Raw genomic sequence first — 18,979 nt, 5'->3', positions numbered from 1 at the left:
TTAAAAATCAGCGGGCTGGCGGAAGGTCATGCTGTTGCCGAAGGCCGGATGCGTGATGGTCAGCGATTCGGCATGCAGCAGCAGGCGCGGCGCGCGGGCTTTTGCTTCCGGATGGGCGTAGAAGTTATCTCCTAAAATAGGATGGCCCAGCGCCAGCATGTGCACGCGCAGCTGGTGCGAGCGGCCGGTGATCGGCTTCAGCGCCACGCGCGCGCTGTTGTCGTCCAGACAGGCCAGCACTTCATACTCGGTCTGCGCCGCTTTGCCGGTTTCAAAGCACACTTTCTGTTTCGGCCGGTTTGGCCAGTCGCAGATTAGCGGCAGATCGATGACCCCTTTTTCCGCAGCCGGATGGCCCCAGACGCGCGCCACGTAGCTTTTTGACGGCTCGCGCTCGCGAAACTGGCGCTTTAGCTCGCGCTCAGCCGCCTTGGTAAGCGCCACCACGATGACGCCGCTGGTGGCCATATCGAGGCGATGCACCGATTCCGCCTGCGGATAGTCGCGCTGCACGCGCGTCATCACGCTGTCTTTATGCTCTTCCAGACGGCCAGACACCGACAGCAGCCCGCTCGGCTTATTGACCAACATAATGTGCGCATCCTGATAGAGGATGTGCAGCCAGGGTTCGCGCGGCGGATTATAGGGTTCCATCATTTATTCGCTTTCTTTTTAAAGTAAAAGGGAGCTGTATGGCCCCAGAGATTGTTAACAAGGTGCTGATGCAGGTGACATAGACCGATCGCAAAGACGCAAAAAGCGTCATCCCTGACAGCTCGGCCCGCGCAGTCCCTTGCGCGGGACGCTTTGCTCTTCGGTCTATGTCACCCGCATTTTGAGTTTGTTGCAGTCTAAGGGGCCGACGGCCCCGATAGATTACTGATGCGTCACCACGATCAGACGCAGCGCGTCAAGACGCCAGTTCGCCTGGCTCAGACTCTCCAGCACCTGCTGACGATTGCTCTCCAGCGCCTCGATCTCATCCTCGCGGATGTTCGGGTTCACCGCCTTCAGCGCCTCAAGGCGCGACAGCTCGGCACCCAGCTTCTCGTCCGCTTCGGCGCGCGCCGCGGCGATCAGCGCCTGCGCTTCCGGCACCACTTTCTCTTCCGCCTGCACCAGGATCGCGTGCACATCCTGCTGCACCGCGTTGACCAGCTTGCTGCCGGTGTGGCGGTTCACCGCGTTAAGCTGGCGGTTGAAGCTTTCAAACTCCACCTTGCCTGCCAGGTTGGTGCCGTTGCGATCCAGCAGCATGCGGATCGGCGTCGGCGGCAGGAAGCGCGTCAGCTGCAGATGCTTAGGCGCTTGCGCTTCGACCACGTAGATCATCTCTACCAGCAGCGTGCCGACCGGCAGCGCCTTGTTTTTCAGCAGCGACAGCGCGCAGCTGCCGGTGTCGCCGGAGAGGATCAGATCCAGGCCGTTGCGGATCAGCGGATGCTCCCAGGTAATGAACTGGGTATCTTCGCGCGACAGCGCCTGGTCGCGGTTAAAGGTGATGGTGCAGCCATCTTCCGGCAGGCCGGGGAAATCGGGCACCAGCATATGGTCGGACGGCGTCAGCACGATCAGGTTATCGCTGCGATCCTCCTGATTGATACCGACGATATCGAACAGGTTCAGCGCGAAGTTCACCAGTTCGGTGTCGTTATCCTGCGCGGCGATCTCCGCCGCCAGCGCCTGCGCCGCCTCGCCGCCGTTGGAGTTGAGTTCCAGCAGACGGTCGCGGCCCTGTTCCAGCTGCGATTTCAGCGACTGGTGCTGCTTGCGGCACTCGGCGATAAATTCATCCAGGCCTTCGCTGTTTTCCGGCGCGGCGAGGAAGTTGATCAGCGGCTGATGCACGCTGTCGTAAATGGTGCGGCCGGTCGGGCAGGTATGCTCGAAGGCGTCGAGCCCTTCATGATACCAGCGCAGCAGCACCGCCTGAGCGGTTTTCTCCAGCCAGGGCACCATGATCTGAATATCGTGCGCCTGGCCGATACGATCGAGACGGCCGATACGCTGCTCCAGCAGATCCGGGTTAAACGGCAGATCGAACATCACCAGACGGCTGGCGAACTGGAAGTTGCGCCCTTCGGAACCGATTTCGGAGCAGAGCAGCACCTGCGCGCCGTTCTCTTCCGAGGCGAACCAGGCGGCGGCGCGGTCGCGTTCGATAATCGACAGCCCTTCGTGGAATACCGCCGCGCGGATGCCTTCGCGCTCGCGCAGCACCTGCTCCAGCTGCAGCGCGGTGGCCGCCTTGGCGCAGATCACCAGCACTTTCTCTTTGCGGTTGCTGGTCAGGTAGCCGAGCAGCCACTCGACGCGCGGATCGAAGTTCCACCAGGTGCCGCTGTCGCCTTCGAACTCCTGGTAAATTTGTTCGGGATAGAGCAGGTCGCGTGCGCGCTCTTCCGCGCTTTTGCGCGCGCCCATAATACCGGAGACCTTGATGGCGGTTTGATACTGCGCCGGCAGCGGCAGGCGGATCTGATGCAGCTCGCGTTTCGGAAAGCCCTTCACGCCGTTGCGCGTGTTGCGGAACAGCACGCGGCTGGTGCCGTGGCGATCCATCAGCATGGCGATCAGCTCTTTGCGCGCGTCGAGTTTGCCGTCGCGTTCGCTGTTGGCGACCTGCAGCAGCGGCTCGATATCCTGCTCGCCCACCAGATCGTTGATGATATTCATCTCTTCCTGCGAGATCGCATTGTCGGCCAGCAGCGAGGAGACCGCGTCGGCGACCGGACGGAAGTGCTGCTGTTCTTCGACAAACTGCGCAAAGTCGTGGAAGCGATTGGGATCGAGCAGACGCAGACGGGCGAAGTGGCTCTCCATTCCCAGCTGTTCCGGCGTCGCGGTCAGCAGCAGCACGCCGGGGATCTGCTCCGCCAGCTGTTCGATAACCGCATATTCGCGGCTTGGTTCACCTTCGCTCCAGGCGAGGTGGTGCGCTTCGTCAACCACCATCAAATCCCACTCGGCCTCCGCCAGCAGCTCAAGGCGCTGCTTGTTGCGGCGCACGAAATCGAGCGAGCAGATAATCAGCTGTTCGGTCTCGAAGGCGTTGTCGCTGTCGTGCTGCGCTTCGGCGTAGCGGTCGTCGTCGAACAGCGAGAAGTGGAGGTTGAAGCGGCGCAGCATCTCGACCAGCCACTGATGCTGCAGGGTTTCCGGCACGATGATCAGCACGCGCTCGGCGCGTCCGGCCAGCAGCTGCTGCTGGATAATCATGCCGGCTTCGATGGTTTTGCCGAGGCCCACTTCATCCGCCAGCAGCACGCGCGGCGCATGGCGGCGGCCCACATCGTGGGCGATATGCAGCTGGTGCGGGATCAGGTTGGTGCGCATGCCGCGCAGACCGCTGACCGGCAGACGATACTGCGCGCTCTGATATTTGCGCGCGCGATAGCGCAGGGCGAAGCGATCCATACGATCGAGCTGGCCGGCGAACAGGCGATCCTGCGGTTTGCTGAACACCAGCTTGCTGTCGAGCATCACTTCACGCAGCACCACCTCGCTTTCATCGGTATCAAGACGCGTGCCGATATAGGTCATCAGGTCATTTTCGTTGCGTACTTCATCGACGCGCATCTGCCAGCCTTCGTGGCTGGTCACCGTATCGCCCGGATTAAAGATAACGCGAGTCACCGGAGAGTCGTTACGGGCATACAGGCGGTTTTCGCCCGTAGCCGGAAACAGCAGCGTAACCATGCGGGCGTCCGCCGCCACGACCGTTCCGAGCCCCAGTTCACTTTCCGTATCACTAATCCAGCGCTGACCTAATGTAAAAACCATATTTTTCTAGCTCGAATTTTTAAGGTGTTTTTGGTGATGTTTCCCCGCTACAGGCAATACCTTTTCCCCAGACAAAGGGAGGTCTGGTCAGGTTTTAAGAGCGGTGAGATGCAGGAAGGGCGCTATGGTACTGGAAGGCAGGCCGTTCGTCACCTGTCAAAAAAGCCCCAGCTGCCCAGTAATGAGTGTAGCAAAGTCGCCGTCGACGAAAGGCAAAATGCCGTCGGCCACCGGCTGCAACTGCTTGCTGACGTAGTGATCGTAATCCAGCGGCGTGACGCGCGCCTCCAGCGGCTCAGGGCCTGCGGTGGCCATCACGTAGCGGATCGAGCCGCCGTTTTGGTACTGCAAAGGACGGTTCAGCCTGCGGTTCTGCTCATCCGCCAGCCGCGCGGCGCGCACGTGCGGCGGCACGTTGCGTTCATAGTCGGCCAGCGGGCGGCGCAGCCGTTTTTTATACACCAGCAGGTCGTCCAGCTCGCCCGCCAGCAGCCGCGCCACGGTATCGCGCACGTAATCCTGCCAGGGCTCGCCGCGAAAAATATGGCCGTAGAGCGCCTGCTGAAACTGCTGCGCCAGCGGCGTCCAGTCGGTGCGCACCGACTCCAGTCCCTTGAACACCAGCCGCTCGTTTGCGCCGTCGCGGATCAGCCCGGCGTAACGCTTTTTGCTGCCCTGTTCGGCGCCGCGAATGGTCGGCATCAGAAAGCGGCTGAAGTGGTTTTCATACTCCAGCTCCAGCGCGCTGTCGAGGCCGTACTGCTGCTGCAGGTGTTCGCGCCACCATGCGTTGATCTGCTGCGCCAGCCTGCGGCCGATGGCGGCCGCTTCCGCTTCGCTGTGGGGCGACTTCAGCCAGACGAAAGTCGAATCGGTATCGCCGTAAATAACATCAAAGCCCTGCGCCTCAATCTGCTCGCGCGTCTGCTGCATAATGGCGTGGCCGCGCAGCGTAATCGACGAGGCGAGCCGCGGATCGAAGAAGCGGCAGGCGCTGGTGCCGAGCACGCCGTAAAAGGCGTTCATAATGATTTTCAGCGCCTGCGACAGCGGCTGATTGCCCTGTTTTTTCGCCGCCTCGCGCCCCTGCCAGATCTGCTCGACCATGGCGGGCAGGCAGTGGGTATGGCGCGAAAAGCGCGCTTCGCGGAAGCCGGGCACCGAATCGGCGTCATCAGGATGGGCCAGACCTTCGACCAGCCCAACCGGATCGATCAGGAAGGTGCGGATAATCGACGGATAAAGGCTTTTGTAATCGAGCACCAGCACCGAATCGTAGAGGCCGGGGCGGGAATCCATCACGTAGCCGCCGGGGCTCGCTTCCGGCGCGATCTCGCCGAGATTGGGCGCGACGAAGCCTGCGCGGTGCATGCGCGGAATATAGAGATGGCTGAAGGCGGCCACCGATCCGCCATGGCGATCCGCCGCCAGGCCGTTGACCGAGGCGCGCTCCAGCAGAAACGGCATAATCGCGGTTTTATGGAAAATGCGCGTCACCAGCTCGCAGTCTTTAAGGTTGTAACGCGCCAGCGCCGGCTTATCGTTGGCGAAGCGCCAGTTGATCTCTTCCATGCGGTGCCAGGGATTATCGATCGCTTTGCCTTCGCCCAGCAGGGTTTGCGACACCGCCTCCAGGCTAAAGGAGGGAAAGGTCCAGAAGGCGGATTTCAGCGCTTCGATGCCGTCGATAATCAGGCGGCCAGCCGCGCTGGCGGAAAAGACGCCGGGCTTGAAGCCGTGCTCGCGCCACTCCAGCGGCGTACTCTCACGCCCGAGACGCAGCGGAATGGCGTAGCGATCGGCGTGTTTTTGCAGCACGCGCAGGTCGAACTGCACCACGTTCCAGCCGATCAGCACGTCGGGATCGTGCTCGGCGAACCAGGCATTGAGCGCTTCCAGCAGCTGCGGGCGGGTGTCGACATAGATCAGCTCGAAGTCGAGCGCGCTGGCGTCGCCGTTGGGCGGCCCCAGCATAAAGACCTGCCGCTGACCGCAGCCCTCCAGGCCGATGCAGTAAAGCTCGCCGTGCTGGGTGGTTTCGATATCCAGCGACACCCACTTCAGCGGCGGACGATAGTCGGGATGGGGCTTCAGGCGGGCGTTGACCAGCGTGTCGCCCTGCGGCTCGCCGCTGAACCATACCGGCGCGGTGATAAAGCGCTCCATCAGGAAGCGCTCTGGCGGGCGGATATCCGCTTCAAACACAGGAATACCCTGTTCGCGCAGCAGCTTTTCCAGCCGCTGCAGCTGGCGATGCTGGCGGCAGTAAAGGCCGAAGACCGGGCGGCGGCGGAAATCCTTCAGCGCCAGCGGCTGCAGGCGCACCTGACGCTCGTCGCGCAGCAGCGCTTCCACCTGCGGCTGATAGTCGCACGGAATAAAGGCTACTGACTCCTGCGCCGGCAGCGCCAGACGCTGCGGGCCGCTGTCCGTCGCCAGCCAGAAAACGATTTCGATGCCCTGGGCGGTGTCGCGCCAGTGGCGGGTAAGCAGGAATCCTGCGCGGGGCGTATTCACATCGGCTCCAGACGAAAAAACAGCCAGAGTATAACATGGTTATTTATCCAGTGCGCGCGGCGCGCTTTTGTCAATATCGCCCTACAATTCTTACCTTGACGCTGTCGCGCCGCCTCTGGACAATCCAGCATCCAAAGTGTGAGTAAGGAAGGTTATGGAAGCCTGGATTCAACATCTGTTTACGCAGTCGCTGGAGTACGCGCTGATCGCCGTTGCGCTGGTGACCTTTCTTGAATCGCTGGCCTTTGTCGGCCTGCTGCTGCCGGGCACCGTGATGATGGCGAGCCTGGGCGCGCTGGTCGGCAGCGGACAGATTGGGCTTTATCCCGCCTGGGCGGCGGGCTTTGTGGGGTGTCTGCTGGGCGACTGGATCTCATACGGCATCGGCTGGAAGTTTCAGGGACCGCTGCACCGCTGGAAATATTTGCAGAAATACAAAGGGCTGCTGGATAAAACCGAGCACGCGCTGCATCAGCACAGCATGTTTACCATTCTGGTCGGACGGTTCGTCGGGCCGACGCGTCCGCTGATCCCGCTGGCGGCCGGCATGCTCGAGCTGCCGGTGCGCAAGTTTCTGCCGCCGAACCTGATTGGCTGCGTGCTGTGGCCGCCGCTCTATCTGCTGCCGGGCATTCTGGCGGGCGTGGCGATCGACGTGCCGAAGGACGCGCAGAGCGGCGCGTTTAAATGGCTGCTACTGCTGGTGGCGCTGCTGGTCTGGCTGGGCTGCTGGCTCGGCTGGCGCTGGTGGCGCAGCGGCAAAAGCCGCGACTGGGCGACGGCATATCTGCCGCCTGCGCGCCTGCGCTGGCTGGCGCCGCTGGGCATCGTTATCGCGGTCGCCGCCTTCGCGGCGATCCAGTTCCATCCGATGATGCCGCTGTTCCGCCAGCTGTTATGGCAGGTGTTCTTTGCCTGACGCGCGGGCGACGCCGAGCACGTCGGCCTCGCGCGTGCTGCCCGACAGCAGCGTCTCGGTCGCGCCGTCCCAGTAGACGCGGCCATCGACGATCACCAGGCTGCGCGGCGCAATCTGCTGCGCATCCTCCAGACTGTGCGACACCATCAACAGGGTAATCGCGCGCGCCTCGCAGACGCGCCGCACCAGCTGCAGCATCTCGTTGCGCAGCGCCGGATCGAGCGCCGAGAAGGGCTCGTCCAGCAGCAGCACCGGCCGGTCGCGCAGCAGACAGCGCGCCAGCGCCGCGCGCTGGCGCTGGCCGCCGGAGAGCTGGCCCGGCAGGCGCGTCAGCAGATCGCTTAACCCCACCTGATCGGCAATCTCCTCCAGCTGACGCCGCTGCGCGGCGTTCAGCTTCAGGCCCGGGTGCAGACCCAGCGCCATGTTCTGCTGCACGCTGAGGTGCGGGAACAGATTGTTCTCCTGAAACAGCATCGACACCGGACGCTGCGACGGCACGCTATGGGCGTGATCCGCGCCGTCGATGCGCAGCGCGCCCTGACTTACCGGCAGAAAGCCGGCGATCAGGCTGAGCAGCGTACTTTTGCCCGCGCCGCTGGGGCCGAGCACCGCCAGCCGCTCGCCGCGTTCGGCGTTGAAGCTGAAACGCATCGGCAGATGCTGGTAGAGGTAGGTCAGATTAGTCAGTGTCAGCATGGCGGCCAGGTAATTTTTCCATCAGGGTAAACAGCAGCAGGCAGATCGCTAACAGCAGCAGAGCGGTAACCGCGCCGTCCGCGCCGCGATAGGCGCCGGTCTGCTGATAAAGATAAAAGGGCAGCGTACGGAAGTCGGCGCTGCCGAACAGCGCCACCACGCCGAAGTCGCCGACAGAGAGCACGCAGGCGAAGGCCAGCGCCTGCGCCAGCGGGCGCTTCAGCGCGCGCAGCTCAATGAGCCGCAGTCGGTTCCAGCCCGCGATCCCCAGCGACGCGCACAGGTGCGAATAGCGCTCTGCGCTGTCGCGCATCGGGTTTTCCAGCACCTTCAGCGCATAGGGAATGGCGAGCAGCGCGTTGGCGAAGATCACCAGTCCGTCGGGCGAGTCGGGCAGGCCGGTGGTGGCGTTGAAGAGTAAAAAGAAGCCGGTCGCCAGCACGATGCCCGGCATCGCCAGAATCAGCATGCCGCTGGTCTCCATCACCTGCGCAGGCAGCAGGCGCTGACGCAGGCGCAGCTCGCGGCTGCTCCACAGCAGCATCAGGGTAAGCGTGACGCAGAGCGCGCCCGCGCCTAGGGCGATACGCAGCGAGGTCAGCGTCGCCTGCCACAGCGCCGGCTGGGCCAGCGCGCCGCCCGAGACGCCGCGCAGCCCGTCAACGATCACCGCCAGCAGCGGCGGCAGCAGCAGCAGCAGCGCCAGCGCGATAAGCAGGCCGTCGCCGATGCGCGCGCGCCGCGAATCGTGCGGATCGCGCCAGCTGCGCAGCTGCGCGCTGCCTGCCGGAATCGCCTTGCTGAAGCGCTGGCTCAGCAGCACCAGCGTCAGGCAGAAGGCAAGCTGGATCAGCGCCAGCAGCGCGGCGCGGCCGGGATCGTAGTCGTAGCTCAGCGCCTGAAAGATGGCCAGCTCGATGGTGGTGGCCTGTGGGCCGCCGCCCAGCGAGAGCACGGTCGCGAAGCTGGCGAAGCAGAGCATAAAAATCAGCGCGCCGGTCGGCAGCAGCTGTCGGCGCAGCCAGGGCCACTCCAGCAGGCGGAAAAAGTGCCAGCCGCGCAGCCCGAGCTGGGCGGCGAGCTGACGCTGTTCGCCAGGAATATTCTCCAGCGTCTGCAGCATCAGGCGCGTCGCCAGCGGCAGGTTGAAAAAGCAGTGCGCCAGCAGAATGCCCTGCAGCCCATAGGGCGAGAAGCGGTAGTCGATGCCGAACAGCTGACAGAGCTGCGCCAGCCAGCCGACGCGGCCATAGACCGTCAGCAGGCCGAAGACCGCCACCAGCACCGGCAGCACCAGCGTCATGGCGCAAAGGCGCAGCAGCAGCTGACGGCCGGGAAAACGCCTGCGGTAGAGGGCGCGCGCCAGCGGTATCGCGGGCAGCAGCGACAGCAGGGCGGAGAGCAGCGCCTGGGTGAATGAGAAGCGCACCACGTGGCGCAGATAGCTGTCATGCAGCAGCCCGCGCCAGTCGCCCGCCGGCGCGCTGGCCCAGAGCGCGCCGAACGCCAGCAGCGCCACGCCGCACAGCAGCAGCGCGGCGGCGCTGCCCGGCGCCATCCACAGCGGGATTAGCGGCTGACGGCGCGTTGCCATGCGTTAATCCACTCTGCGCGCTGCTGCGCCACTTGCTGCGGACTATACTGCAGCGCGGTTTGCGGCACGCTCAGCGTCTGGAAACCCGCCGGCAGCTCGCTTTTAATGACCGGATACATCCAGTTGCCGGTCGGAATGGCGTTCTGGAAGGCGGGCGTCAGCATAAACTGCATAAACTGCTGCGCCAGCTTCGGCTGCTTGCTGCCGGCGAGCTGCGCCGCGACTTCGACCTGCAAATAGTGGCCTTCGGCAAACGGCGCGGCGGCGTAGTTCTCTTTTTTCTCTTCGATCAGGTGATAGGCGGGCGAAGTGGTATAGCTCAGCACCAGATCGCCTTCGCCTTTCAGGAACAGGCCGTAAGCTTCGCTCCAGCCCTTAGTGACGGTAACGGTTTTCTGCGCCAGCTTCTGCCAGGCCTGCGGCGCGCTGTCGCCGTAGACTTTCTGCATCCAGAGCAGCAGGCCCAGACCCGGCGTGCTGGTGCGCGGATCTTCATAGATTACGCGCCATTTCTCCGGGCTTTCCACCAGCTCTTTCAGGCTGGTGGGCGGGTTTTTAAGGCGCGTTTTATCGTAGACGAAGGCGAAGTAGCCGTAGTCGAAGGGCACGAAGGTTTGATCCTGCCAGCCGCCCGGCAGCGTCAGGTTATGGAGATCGACCGCGCTTTTGGCGAACAGGCCGGTCTGCTGCGCCGCCTGCAGCAGATTATTGTCGAGGCCGAGCACCACGTCGGCCTTGCTGTTCTTGCCTTCCATGCGCACGCGGTTCAGCAGCGAGACGCCATCTTCCAGCGCCACATAGCGCAGCTCGCAGCCGCACTGCGCTTCAAAGGCTTTTTTCACCGCCGGGCCGGGGCCCCATTCGGCGGAGAAGGAGTCGTAGGTGTAGACGGTCAGGGCAGGTTTTGCCGCCAGCGCCGGCACGGACAGCAACATCAGCAGAGGGAGAATCTGTTTAACCACTTTGCGCTCCTGGGGAGAGTTGTTATGAGTCGCAAAGGATCTGAGCGTAGCAGCCTCTCAAATCCCTACGTCGGTATTAACCGAATCAGGTTCGACGGGTTTTTCTCAGCCTTTCGCAGGCACCCCGTTGAGAACGGCTCATTCTAGACATTTCGCCGCCAGGGGGAAAGCGTCACAGCGTCGGCGGCGCGAACCAGGCGGATTTAAAGTCGAACCAGCCAAGCGTATTGAGCCGCACGCCGCGCATGCTGCGCTGGCCCTCCAGCAGCAGCCAGTGATGAAACAGCGGATGCACACCGTCCGCGTCGAGCAGCCGCTTGCTCCATTCGGCGAGCGGCAGCGCTTTGCGCCGCCAGCGCGCGGCGTCGGCTTCCCAGTCGAGCGGCAGACAGTGATGCAGCAGCGGGATCTCGTAGAGCTGGGCAAACAGCGCATACTCCAGCGGCAGAGTGAAGTTGACGCTGCCGAGCCAGACGTCGCTTTCCGCCTCGCCCTGATGCCAGGTTTCATAGTCGACCGCGCGGGTAATCAGCCGCACGTTGTGCGCAGCCAGCAGCGGGCGCAGCGCGTTGGCGATGCCCTCATGCTCGACGTGCTGGCTGTACCAGGTCAGCGTCAGGCTCTCCAGACCGGGCGGCCTGGTCGCCGGCGTCAAATCGCGCCGGTGATGCCAGCGCGGCAGCAGGCCGTAAGCGGGATACCAGTAGCGCTGATAGCCGGCCTCGGCATGGTTGAGCAGCGCGATGGGGTTCAGCAAATGGCAGAGCCAGCGCCGGACGTCGGCGTCGCGTCCCAGGGCAGAGCGCTGATCGAACAGGAGAAAATAGCAGCCCTCTTCAAGGCGGCTCTCTTCCGACTTTTCATCCTCGGCGGCGCCCTGGAGGCGCACGCCGGAGTAGACCAGCTCGTCGCTGATCTCCGGCAGCACCCAGATCGAGACGTCGTCGATCAGCGCGCGAAAGCCGAAATAGTCGTCAAACGCCTCGATCTTCAGCTGACTCTGCTGGTTGCGCACCACGCGATAGGGGCCGGTGCCGACGGGATGGCGCGCGAAGTCGCGCATCTGCGGCCATTCGCGCGGCAGAATCATGGCGCTGACGCTGCCGAGCAGCCACGGCAGCCAGTCGTCCGGTTCGCTGAGATGGAGATCCAGCGTCCAGGGCGCGGGCGAATCGATGCGCCGGATATGAGAGAAGAGCGGCAGCGGGCGCAGGCGTTCCAGGCTCGAGGTTACGTCCGCCATCTCCAGTTCGCGGCCGTGATGAAAGCGGATCGCCGGACGCAGGTAAAAACGCCAGTGCAGCGGCGATATCGCCTGCCAGTGATGGGCGATATCCGCCTCGACTTCCCCGTTTTCCTCATTTATGCGCGTCAGGCCGTTAAAAATTTGCCGCGCCAGATGGGTTTCGGAGCGGCGCAGCGGCGAGCCGGGCAGCAAATTAAGCAGCGGGCGATAGTAGAGCACGCGCAGAATATGTTTGCCCTGGCGAAAGCTACGGCCGAGATGGGCGCGGATCATCTGGCGCACCTCCGCCTTGTCGCCGACCAGCTGCACCAGCTGATCGATGCGATCCTGCGCCAGCAGATCCTCGGCGCGCTGCTGCTGCAGCGCCAGCCCGGTGTAGCAGAAGCTGAGCTGCGAGCGCTTGCCGCGTCCCGCCTCGGCCTGCCAGGTGAGCCAGCCCGCCTCCTGCATCGCATTCAGCAGGTTGCGCATATGGCGACGCGAGCAGTGCAGCCGTTCGGCCAGCTCGCTAAGCGTGACCAGCTGGCTTTCGCCCTGGCAGCTTTGCCACAGGCGGATGAACTGCTGCTTAAGGCGTGATGAGGACATAAAAGAGGAACTCCCTGTGAAAAGCGCTCAGTTTTTCCTGCCTCATATTAAGGGCAAACTTAGCGCTATTGGAAGAGCGGGAGGCATTCAGCACTGGATGGCGCTCGACCATGATTCCGCTGCGGCGGGATCCTTTCTGAGTAGGGTGCAATTACACCGCCAGCAGAGATTTTTCCTGCTGGCTTTTTTCTGTTGCGCTAGAATCCGTTCTCTTGTTTTCCTGCTCGCCACCGTAAAGGGATGTCGCTATGAAGTCGCTGTTAACCCGGAAGCGCCGTATTAATCCGGTCTTTCTCGCCTTTATGGCCGCCTCTTTTATGATCGGCGTCGCCGGCGCGCTGCAGGCGCCGACGCTGAGTCTGTTTCTGACGCGCGAGGTGCAGGCGCGTCCCCTGTGGGTCGGGCTCTTTTTTACCGTCAACGCTGTCGCGGGCATCGTGGTCAGCATGCTGGTGGCGAAGCGCTCCGACAGCCGCGGCGATCGCCGTACGCTGATCCTCTTTTGCTGCGCGATGGCGTTTTGCAACGCGCTGCTGTTCGCCTTTACCCGCCACTACCTGACGCTGATTACCCTTGGCGTGCTGCTCTCGGCGCTGGCCAGCGTGTCGATGCCGCAGATTTTCGCGCTGGCGCGCGAGTATGCCGACCAGTCGGCGCGCGAAGCGGTGATGTTCAGCTCGGTAATGCGCGCGCAGCTTTCGCTCGCCTGGGTAATCGGCCCGCCGCTGTCGTTCGCGCTGGCGCTTAACTTCGGCTTTGTGACGCTTTTTCTGGTGGCGGCCGCGCTGTTTCTGGTTTGTATGCTGCTGATCAAGTTCACCTTGCCGTCGGTGCCGCGCGCCGAGCCGCTGATGAGGAGCGGCGGCATGCCGCTGAGCGGCTGGCGCGACCGCGACGTGCGCCTGCTGTTTATCGCCTCGGTAACGATGTGGACCTGCAATACCATGTATATCATCGATATGCCGCTCTATATCAGCGTCACGCTCGGCCTGCCGGAGAAGCTGGCGGGTTTGCTGATGGGGACGGCGGCCGGGCTGGAGATCCCGGTAATGCTGCTGGCCGGGCACTACGCAAAGCGCGTCGGCAAGCGCAATTTGATGCTGATCGCGGTGGCGGCGGGCATTCTGTTTTACGCCGGACTGGCGATGTTCGCTTCGCAGACGGCGCTGATGGCGCTACAGCTGTTTAACGCGGTGTTTGTCGGCATTATCGCTGGCATCGGCATGCTGTGGTTTCAGGATCTGATGCCGGGCCGGCCGGGCGCGGCGACCACGATGTTCACCAATTCTATTTCGACCGGAATGATTCTGGCAGGCGTGATTCAGGGGACGCTGAGCGAGCGCTTCGGGCATATTGCGGTGTACTGGCTGGCGCTGGGGCTGGCCGTCGCGGCGTTCGCTATGTCGGCGCGCGTGAAGAACGTATAAAAGAGAAGGGCGATGCGGTGGTCGCCCTTAAACAGGGCAGGTGCTAACGAGGGTGGCATGGGCCGATTTCTAAAGCTGGATCACTACCAGACAGCACCAGAGTCAAAACGAGGGTGGCATGGGCAGAAGAGCAAAGCGTCCCGCACCATGGATGGTGCGGGCCGAGCGAGCAGGGATGCGTTTAGCGACTTTGCGATCGGACCCTGCCACTCGCGTTAGCTCCTGACCTGCAAACAGCGATGCCTTAATTCAGAAACGCAGGCTGGCGCTGTTCGTAGTCGGTAATCGCCGCTTCGTGCTGCAGCGTCAGGCCGATGCTGTCGAGGCCGTTCAGCATGCAGTGACGGCGGAAACTATCGATCTCGAACGAATAGACCTTGTCGCCCGCCGTCACCGTCTGCGCTTCCAGATCGACGGTAAAGCGGATGCCCGGCTGCGCCGCCACCAGCTTAAACATCTCGTCTACCTGCTCGTCGCTGAGGCGCACCGGCAGCAGCTGATTGTTAAAGCTGTTGCCGTAGAAAATGTCGGCAAAGCTCGGCGCAATCACCACGTGAAAACCGAAATCGGTCAGCGCCCAGGGCGCATGCTCGCGCGAGGAGCCGCAGCCGAAGTTTTCGCGCGCCAGCAGAATGCTGGTGCCCTGAAACTCAGGCTTGTTCAGCACAAAGCCGGGGGTTGGCACGGTGCCGGCGTCATCATCGAAACGCCAGTCGTGAAACAGGTGCGCGCCAAAGCCGGTGCGCGTCACCTTCTGCAGAAACTGCTTGGGAATAATGGCGTCGGTGTCGACGTTCGCCGCGTCCAGCGGGGCGACGATGCCGGTATGCTGAGTAAATTTATTCGCCATGATTATGCTCCTGTCAGTTCACGGATATCGGCAAAGTGGCCGGAAACAGCCGCTGCGGCCGCCATCGCCGGGCTGACCAGGTGAGTACGTCCGCCGCGGCCCTGACGACCTTCAAAGTTACGGTTGCTGGTCGAGGCGCAGCGCTCGCCTGGATTCAGGCGGTCATTGTTCATCGCCAGACACATCGAGCAGCCCGGCAGGCGCCATTCGAAACCGGCCTCGAGGAAAATTTTGTCCAGGCCTTCCGCTTCCGCCTGCGCTTTCACCGGACCGGAACCCGGCACTACCATCGCCACCACGCCCGGCGCCACTTTGCGCCCTTTGGCGATGGCCGCAGCCGCGCGCAGATCCTCGATACGCGAATTGGTGCAGGAGCCGATAAACACCTTATCAATCGACACGTCAGTCAGGCGAATGCCCGGCTGCAGATCCATGTAGGCCAGAGCCTTCTCGGCTGAGGCGCGTTCGACCGGATCGGCAAAGGAGGCCGGGTTAGGGATCAGCTCGTCTACGGCGATCACCTGGCCCGGGTTGGTGCCCCAGGTCACCTGCGGCGCGATATCGGCGGCGTTCAGGGTCACGACGGCGTCGTAACGCGCGCCTTCGTCCGACTTCAGGGTGCGCCAGTATTCTACCGCCTGCTCCCACTTCTCGCCCTGCGGCGCGAACTGACGGCCTTTCAGGTAGTTGAAAGTGGTATCGTCCGGCGCGACCAGGCCCGCCTTGGCGCCCATCTCGATCGCCATATTGCACAGCGTCATGCGACCTTCCATGCTCAGGGCTTCGATAGCCGGACCGCAGAACTCGACCACGTGGCCGGTGCCGCCCGCGCTGCCGGTTTTGCCGATGATCGCCAGCACGATATCTTTCGCGGTGATGCCCGGCGCAGCGTCGCCCAGCACTTCAATTTTCATGGTCTTCGCGCGGCCCTGCTTCAGCGTCTGAGTCGCGAAAACATGCTCCACTTCCGAGGTGCCGATGCCGAACGCCAGCGAACCGAACGCGCCGTGCGTGGCGGTGTGTGAATCGCCGCAGACGATGGTCATGCCTGGCAGCGTCATGCCTTGCTCCGGCCCGATAACGTGCACGATGCCCTGGAACGGGTGATTCAAATCGTAGAGCTGCACGCCGAACTCGGCGCAGTTCTTCATCAGCTCCTGCATCTGGATGCGCGCCATCTCGCCGGAGGCGTTGATATCCTTAGTCTGGGTCGAAACGTTATGGTCCATGGTGGCGAACGTCTTCGACGGCTGGCGCACTTTGCGGCCGTGGGCGCGCAGACCGTCGAAGGCCTGCGGCGACGTCACCTCATGGATCAGGTGACGATCGATATAGAGCAGCGGCGTCTCGTCAGGCGCTTCGTGAACGACATGTGCATCAAACAACTTCTGGTATAAAGTTTTCATTATTTTATTTTTCCTCGGCGATAAAGCGGGCAATCACGCTGCCCATCTCATCCGTGGTGACGGCGGGGCCGTCACCGGCCAAATCTCGGGTGCGGTAGCCTTCTTCCAGCGCGCGGCTGACGGCGCGCTCGATGCTGTCGGCGGCGGCATCCGCATTCAGGCTGTAGCGCAGCAGCAGCGACAGCGACAGGATCTGCGCCACCGGGTTGGCGATATTCTGTCCGGCGATATCCGGCGCGGAGCCGCCCGCCGGCTCATACAGACCAAAACTCTCTTCATTCAGGCTGGCTGACGGCAGCATGCCCATCGAGCCGGTGATCATCGCGCATTCGTCAGAGAGAATGTCGCCGAACAGATTGGAGCAGAGCAGCACGTCGAACTGCGACGGGTCTTTAATCAGCTGCATAGTGGCGTTATCGATATACATGTGGCTCAGCTGCACGTCGGGATAATCCTGCGCCACTTCATTAACGATTTCGCGCCACATTACCGAGGTTTGCAGCACGTTGGCTTTATCGATCGAGGTGACTTTATTGCGACGCTTGCGCGCCGATTCAAAGGCGATGCGGGCGATGCGTTCAATCTCGAAACGGTGATAAACCTCGGTGTCGAAGGCGCGCTCATGCGGGCCGCTGCCTTCACGCCCCTTCGGCTGGCCGAAGTAGATACCGCCGGTCAGCTCGCGCACGCACAGAATATCGAAACCTTTTGCGGCGATATCGGCGCGCAGCGGACAAAAAGCTTCCAGCCCCTGATAGAGCGCGGCGGGACGCAGGTTGCTGAACAATCTGAAATGCTTGCGCAGCGGCAGCAGCGCGCCGCGTTCCGGCTGCGCGGCGGGCGGCAGATGCTCCCATTTCGGGCCGCCGACCGAGCCGAACAGGATCGCGTCGGCCTGCTCACAGCCTGCGACGGTCGCCGGCGGCAGCGGTTCGCCGTGGCGGTCGATGGCGATGCCGCCAACATCATACTCGCTGGTGGTAATACGCATATCAAAGCGGTGACGAATGGCGTCCAGCACCTTCAGGGCCTGCGCCATGACTTCCGGGCCGATGCCGTCGCCGGGCAATACTGCGATATGAGAAGAGGTAGACATAGTTACACCGTTTCCTTCTGAAATTTGCGCTGCAATTCTTTTTCGACTTCTTTGGCGCGCCAGATATTGTTCAGCGCGTTCACCATCGCTTTCGCGGAGGATTCGACGATATCGGTCGCCAGACCCACGCCGTGGAATTTACGGCCGTTATAGTTGACCACGATATCCACCTGGCCCAGCGCGTTCTCACCGTGACCTTTCGCCGTTAACTTGTAGTTCACCAGCTCGGCTTCGAAGCCGGTAATGCGGTTGATGGCCTGGTAAACCGCGTCGACCGGGCCGTTGCCGGTGGCGGCGTCCGCTTTGGTCTCTTCGCCGCAGCCCAGCTGCACCGACGCGGTCGCCGTGACGCTGGAACCGGTCTGCACGTTGAATTCGTTCAGCTGGAAATATTCCGGCTCTTCATGCTGTTTATTGATAAAGGCCAGCGCTTCCAGATCGTAATCGAACACCTGGCCTTTCTTGTCGGCCAGCTTCAGGAAGGCGTCATACAGCGCGTCCAGGCTGTAGTCGCTCTCTTTGTAGCCCATCTCTTCCATGCGGTGTTTCACCGCGGCGCGGCCAGAGCGCGAGGTCAGGTTCAGCTGGATTTTGTGCAGGCCGATCGACTCCGGCGTCAGGATTTCGTAGTTCTCGCGGTTTTTCAGCACGCCGTCCTGATGGATGCCGGAGGAGTGGGCGAAGGCGTTAGAGCCGACCACCGCTTTGTTCGCCGGGATCGGCATATTGCAGATCTGGCTGACCATCTGGCTGGTGCGGTAGATTTCCTGATGCTGGATGTTGGTATGCACGTTCAGGATCTGCTGGCGGGTTTTGATCGCCATGATGACCTCTTCCAGCGCGCAGTTGCCGGCGCGCTCGCCCAGACCGTTCAGCGTGCCTTCCACCTGGCGCGCGCCTGCCTGGACGGCAGCCAGCGCGTTGCCGGTCGCCATGCCTAAATCGTCATGGGTGTGCACCGACAGAATCGCTTTGTCGATATTGGGCACGCGATTGATCAGCTGGCTGATGATGCTGGCGTATTCGCCCGGCAGGGTGTAGCCCACGGTGTCTGGAATGTTGATGGTGGTGGCGCCGGCGTTAATCGCCGCCTCTACCACGCGACACAGATCGTCGATCGGCGTGCGGCCGCCATCTTCACAGGAGAACTCTACGTCGCTGGTATAGTTGCGCGCGCGTTTCACCATATGCACCGCGCGCTCGATCACCTCAGGCAGGGTGCTGCGCAGTTTAGTGGCGATATGCATCGGCGAGGTGGCGATAAAGGTGTGGATACGATAGGCCTCCGCCACGCGCAGCGCTTCATAAGCGGCGTCGATGTCTTTCTCGACGCAGCGCGCCAGCCCGCAGACGCGGCTGTTTTTAATGGTGCGCGCGATGGTCTGTACGGATTCAAAGTCGCCCGGTGACGAGACCGGGAAACCGACTTCCATCACGTCGACGCCCATGCGCTCCAGCGCCAGTGCGATCTGCAATTTTTCTTTCACACTCAGGCTGGCCTGTAATGCCTGCTCACCGTCGCGCAGAGTGGTATCGAAAATAATGACTTGCTGGCTCATCGTATTCATCCTTATGCGTTAACTTCACCGTGCAACGAGCATAAAAAAACCCGCGCAGGGCGCGGGTTTTTAACTTTCAGCAGGTTCGAATCAGTGTTTGATTCTGCCCACGAGTCTACCGCGCAAACTGAATGCGTTAAGTAGTAGACCGAGTAGGCGGAATGAATGAAACATGGATTCGAACCTCGTAAAATTTTGTGCTGCACATATTGGTACTGGAATCGGGACGGGATGTCAACCATAAGTAAAAGGGTATTTTCGGCGGACGTTAAGGAAATAATTCTGCGTTTCCGCGCCAGATCAGTGGAACAGACAATGTGCGGGAAAATGGCG

Annotated in this window: 15 protein-coding genes and 1 riboswitch; of the genes, 3 read left to right on the top strand and 12 right to left on the bottom strand. The window is 62.2% G+C overall.

The window, feature by feature from the left end; all coding sequences use genetic code 11:
• The 3 genes from rluA to polB form a co-directional block, all read right to left on the bottom strand.
• Positions 1-654: a bifunctional tRNA pseudouridine(32) synthase/23S rRNA pseudouridine(746) synthase RluA gene (gene rluA, locus AC6I7Z_RS15935; protein ID WP_497815464.1), complete on the bottom strand. Its 654-nt coding sequence runs from the start codon at positions 652-654 to the stop codon at positions 1-3.
• Positions 655-876: 222 nt separating this feature from the next.
• Positions 877-3,783: an RNA polymerase-associated protein RapA gene (gene rapA, locus AC6I7Z_RS15930; RefSeq protein WP_497814919.1), complete on the bottom strand. Its 2,907-nt coding sequence runs from the start codon at positions 3,781-3,783 to the stop codon at positions 877-879.
• Between the two features lie 156 nt (positions 3,784-3,939).
• Positions 3,940-6,300 (bottom strand): DNA polymerase II, encoded by a 2,361-nt coding sequence (gene polB / locus AC6I7Z_RS15925; RefSeq protein WP_497814918.1) that lies wholly within the window; start codon positions 6,298-6,300, stop codon positions 3,940-3,942.
• Between the two features lie 154 nt (positions 6,301-6,454).
• Between polB and AC6I7Z_RS15920 the strand changes: the two genes are divergently transcribed.
• Complete coding sequence (locus AC6I7Z_RS15920) at positions 6,455-7,219, top strand: DedA family protein (protein WP_096072562.1); 765 nt, start codon at positions 6,455-6,457, stop codon at positions 7,217-7,219.
• On the opposite strand, the gene thiQ is transcribed toward AC6I7Z_RS15920, so the two are convergent.
• The 4 genes from thiQ to sgrR all read right to left on the bottom strand — a co-directional run bounded on the left by thiQ (position 7,196) and on the right by sgrR (position 12,308).
• Entirely contained in the window at positions 7,196-7,918 is a 723-nt protein-coding gene (gene thiQ, locus AC6I7Z_RS15915; RefSeq protein ID WP_497814917.1) for a thiamine ABC transporter ATP-binding protein ThiQ, read from the bottom strand. The two genes, AC6I7Z_RS15920 and thiQ, sit on opposite strands and share 24 nt — an antisense overlap.
• Positions 7,902-9,512 carry a thiamine/thiamine pyrophosphate ABC transporter permease ThiP gene (thiP, locus tag AC6I7Z_RS15910; protein WP_497814916.1) on the bottom strand — a complete coding sequence of 537 codons (1,611 nt, stop codon included), beginning with the start codon at positions 9,510-9,512 and terminating at the stop codon, positions 7,902-7,904. Before thiP ends, thiQ begins: the two co-directional genes overlap by 17 nt.
• The gene (thiB, locus tag AC6I7Z_RS15905) at positions 9,488-10,474 is read right to left on the bottom strand and encodes a thiamine ABC transporter substrate binding subunit (protein ID WP_497814915.1); all 987 of its coding nucleotides are present in this window, start codon (positions 10,472-10,474) and stop codon (positions 9,488-9,490) included. The genes thiP and thiB overlap by 25 nt, the downstream gene beginning before the upstream one ends.
• A gap of 44 nt (positions 10,475-10,518) precedes the next feature.
• Positions 10,519-10,611, bottom strand: a riboswitch (TPP riboswitch).
• Positions 10,612-10,646: 35 nt separating this feature from the next.
• On the bottom strand, positions 10,647-12,308 hold the full coding sequence (sgrR, locus tag AC6I7Z_RS15900; protein ID WP_497814914.1) for an HTH-type transcriptional regulator SgrR: 1,662 nt from the start codon (positions 12,306-12,308) through the stop codon (positions 10,647-10,649).
• A 16-nt stretch (positions 12,309-12,324) separates the two neighbouring features.
• Here sgrR and AC6I7Z_RS15895 point away from each other — a divergent pair, with 16 nt between their 5' ends.
• Both AC6I7Z_RS15895 and AC6I7Z_RS15890 read left to right on the top strand, forming a co-directional pair.
• Entirely contained in the window at positions 12,325-12,591 is a 267-nt protein-coding gene (locus AC6I7Z_RS15895; protein WP_497814913.1) for a hypothetical protein, read from the top strand.
• A complete protein-coding gene (locus tag AC6I7Z_RS15890; RefSeq protein WP_497814912.1) occupies positions 12,557-13,735 on the top strand; it encodes an MFS transporter in 1,179 nt (392 codons plus the stop codon). Before AC6I7Z_RS15895 ends, AC6I7Z_RS15890 begins: the two co-directional genes overlap by 35 nt.
• A gap of 244 nt (positions 13,736-13,979) precedes the next feature.
• On the opposite strand, the gene leuD is transcribed toward AC6I7Z_RS15890, so the two are convergent.
• From leuD to leuL, 5 genes are all read right to left on the bottom strand, one after another.
• Positions 13,980-14,585, bottom strand: a complete 606-nt coding sequence (leuD, locus tag AC6I7Z_RS15885; protein WP_497814911.1) for a 3-isopropylmalate dehydratase small subunit — start codon at positions 14,583-14,585, stop codon at positions 13,980-13,982.
• Between the two features lie 2 nt (positions 14,586-14,587).
• Positions 14,588-15,991, bottom strand: coding sequence for a 3-isopropylmalate dehydratase large subunit (gene leuC, locus AC6I7Z_RS15880; protein ID WP_497814910.1), 1,404 nt, complete (start codon positions 15,989-15,991; stop codon positions 14,588-14,590).
• A gap of 4 nt (positions 15,992-15,995) precedes the next feature.
• On the bottom strand, positions 15,996-17,087 hold the full coding sequence (leuB, locus tag AC6I7Z_RS15875) for a 3-isopropylmalate dehydrogenase (RefSeq protein ID WP_048785145.1): 1,092 nt from the start codon (positions 17,085-17,087) through the stop codon (positions 15,996-15,998).
• Between the two features lie 2 nt (positions 17,088-17,089).
• Positions 17,090-18,646 carry a 2-isopropylmalate synthase gene (gene leuA, locus AC6I7Z_RS15870; protein WP_033749470.1) on the bottom strand — a complete coding sequence of 519 codons (1,557 nt, stop codon included), beginning with the start codon at positions 18,644-18,646 and terminating at the stop codon, positions 17,090-17,092.
• Positions 18,647-18,736: 90 nt separating this feature from the next.
• Positions 18,737-18,820, bottom strand: coding sequence for a leu operon leader peptide (gene leuL / locus AC6I7Z_RS15865; RefSeq protein WP_127908400.1), 84 nt, complete (start codon positions 18,818-18,820; stop codon positions 18,737-18,739).
• Positions 18,821-18,979: the final 159 nt, after the last annotated feature.

The organism is Pantoea sp. X-Soil-MYKO-1289 (assembly GCF_059730625.1).
Note: the sequence above shows the minus strand (reverse complement) of the source record. Positions and strands in the feature narration are given on the sequence as shown.

Coding starts and splice junctions, on each gene's coding strand:
- leuL (WP_127908400.1), bottom strand. CDS start 18,820: ATGTTTCATTCATTCCGCCTACTCGGTCTACTACTTAACGCATTCAGT.
- leuB (WP_048785145.1), bottom strand. CDS start 17,087: ATGTCTACCTCTTCTCATATCGCAGTATTGCCCGGCGACGGCATCGGC.
- leuA (WP_033749470.1), bottom strand. CDS start 18,646: ATGAGCCAGCAAGTCATTATTTTCGATACCACTCTGCGCGACGGTGAG.
- AC6I7Z_RS15890 (WP_497814912.1), top strand. CDS start 12,557: ATGAAGTCGCTGTTAACCCGGAAGCGCCGTATTAATCCGGTCTTTCTC.
- thiP (WP_497814916.1), bottom strand. CDS start 9,512: ATGGCAACGCGCCGTCAGCCGCTAATCCCGCTGTGGATGGCGCCGGGC.
- leuD (WP_497814911.1), bottom strand. CDS start 14,585: ATGGCGAATAAATTTACTCAGCATACCGGCATCGTCGCCCCGCTGGAC.
- thiQ (WP_497814917.1), bottom strand. CDS start 7,918: ATGCTGACACTGACTAATCTGACCTACCTCTACCAGCATCTGCCGATG.
- AC6I7Z_RS15920 (WP_096072562.1), top strand. CDS start 6,455: ATGGAAGCCTGGATTCAACATCTGTTTACGCAGTCGCTGGAGTACGCG.
- leuC (WP_497814910.1), bottom strand. CDS start 15,991: ATGAAAACTTTATACCAGAAGTTGTTTGATGCACATGTCGTTCACGAA.
- rluA (WP_497815464.1), bottom strand. CDS start 654: ATGGAACCCTATAATCCGCCGCGCGAACCCTGGCTGCACATCCTCTAT.
- sgrR (WP_497814914.1), bottom strand. CDS start 12,308: ATGTCCTCATCACGCCTTAAGCAGCAGTTCATCCGCCTGTGGCAAAGC.
- rapA (WP_497814919.1), bottom strand. CDS start 3,783: ATGGTTTTTACATTAGGTCAGCGCTGGATTAGTGATACGGAAAGTGAA.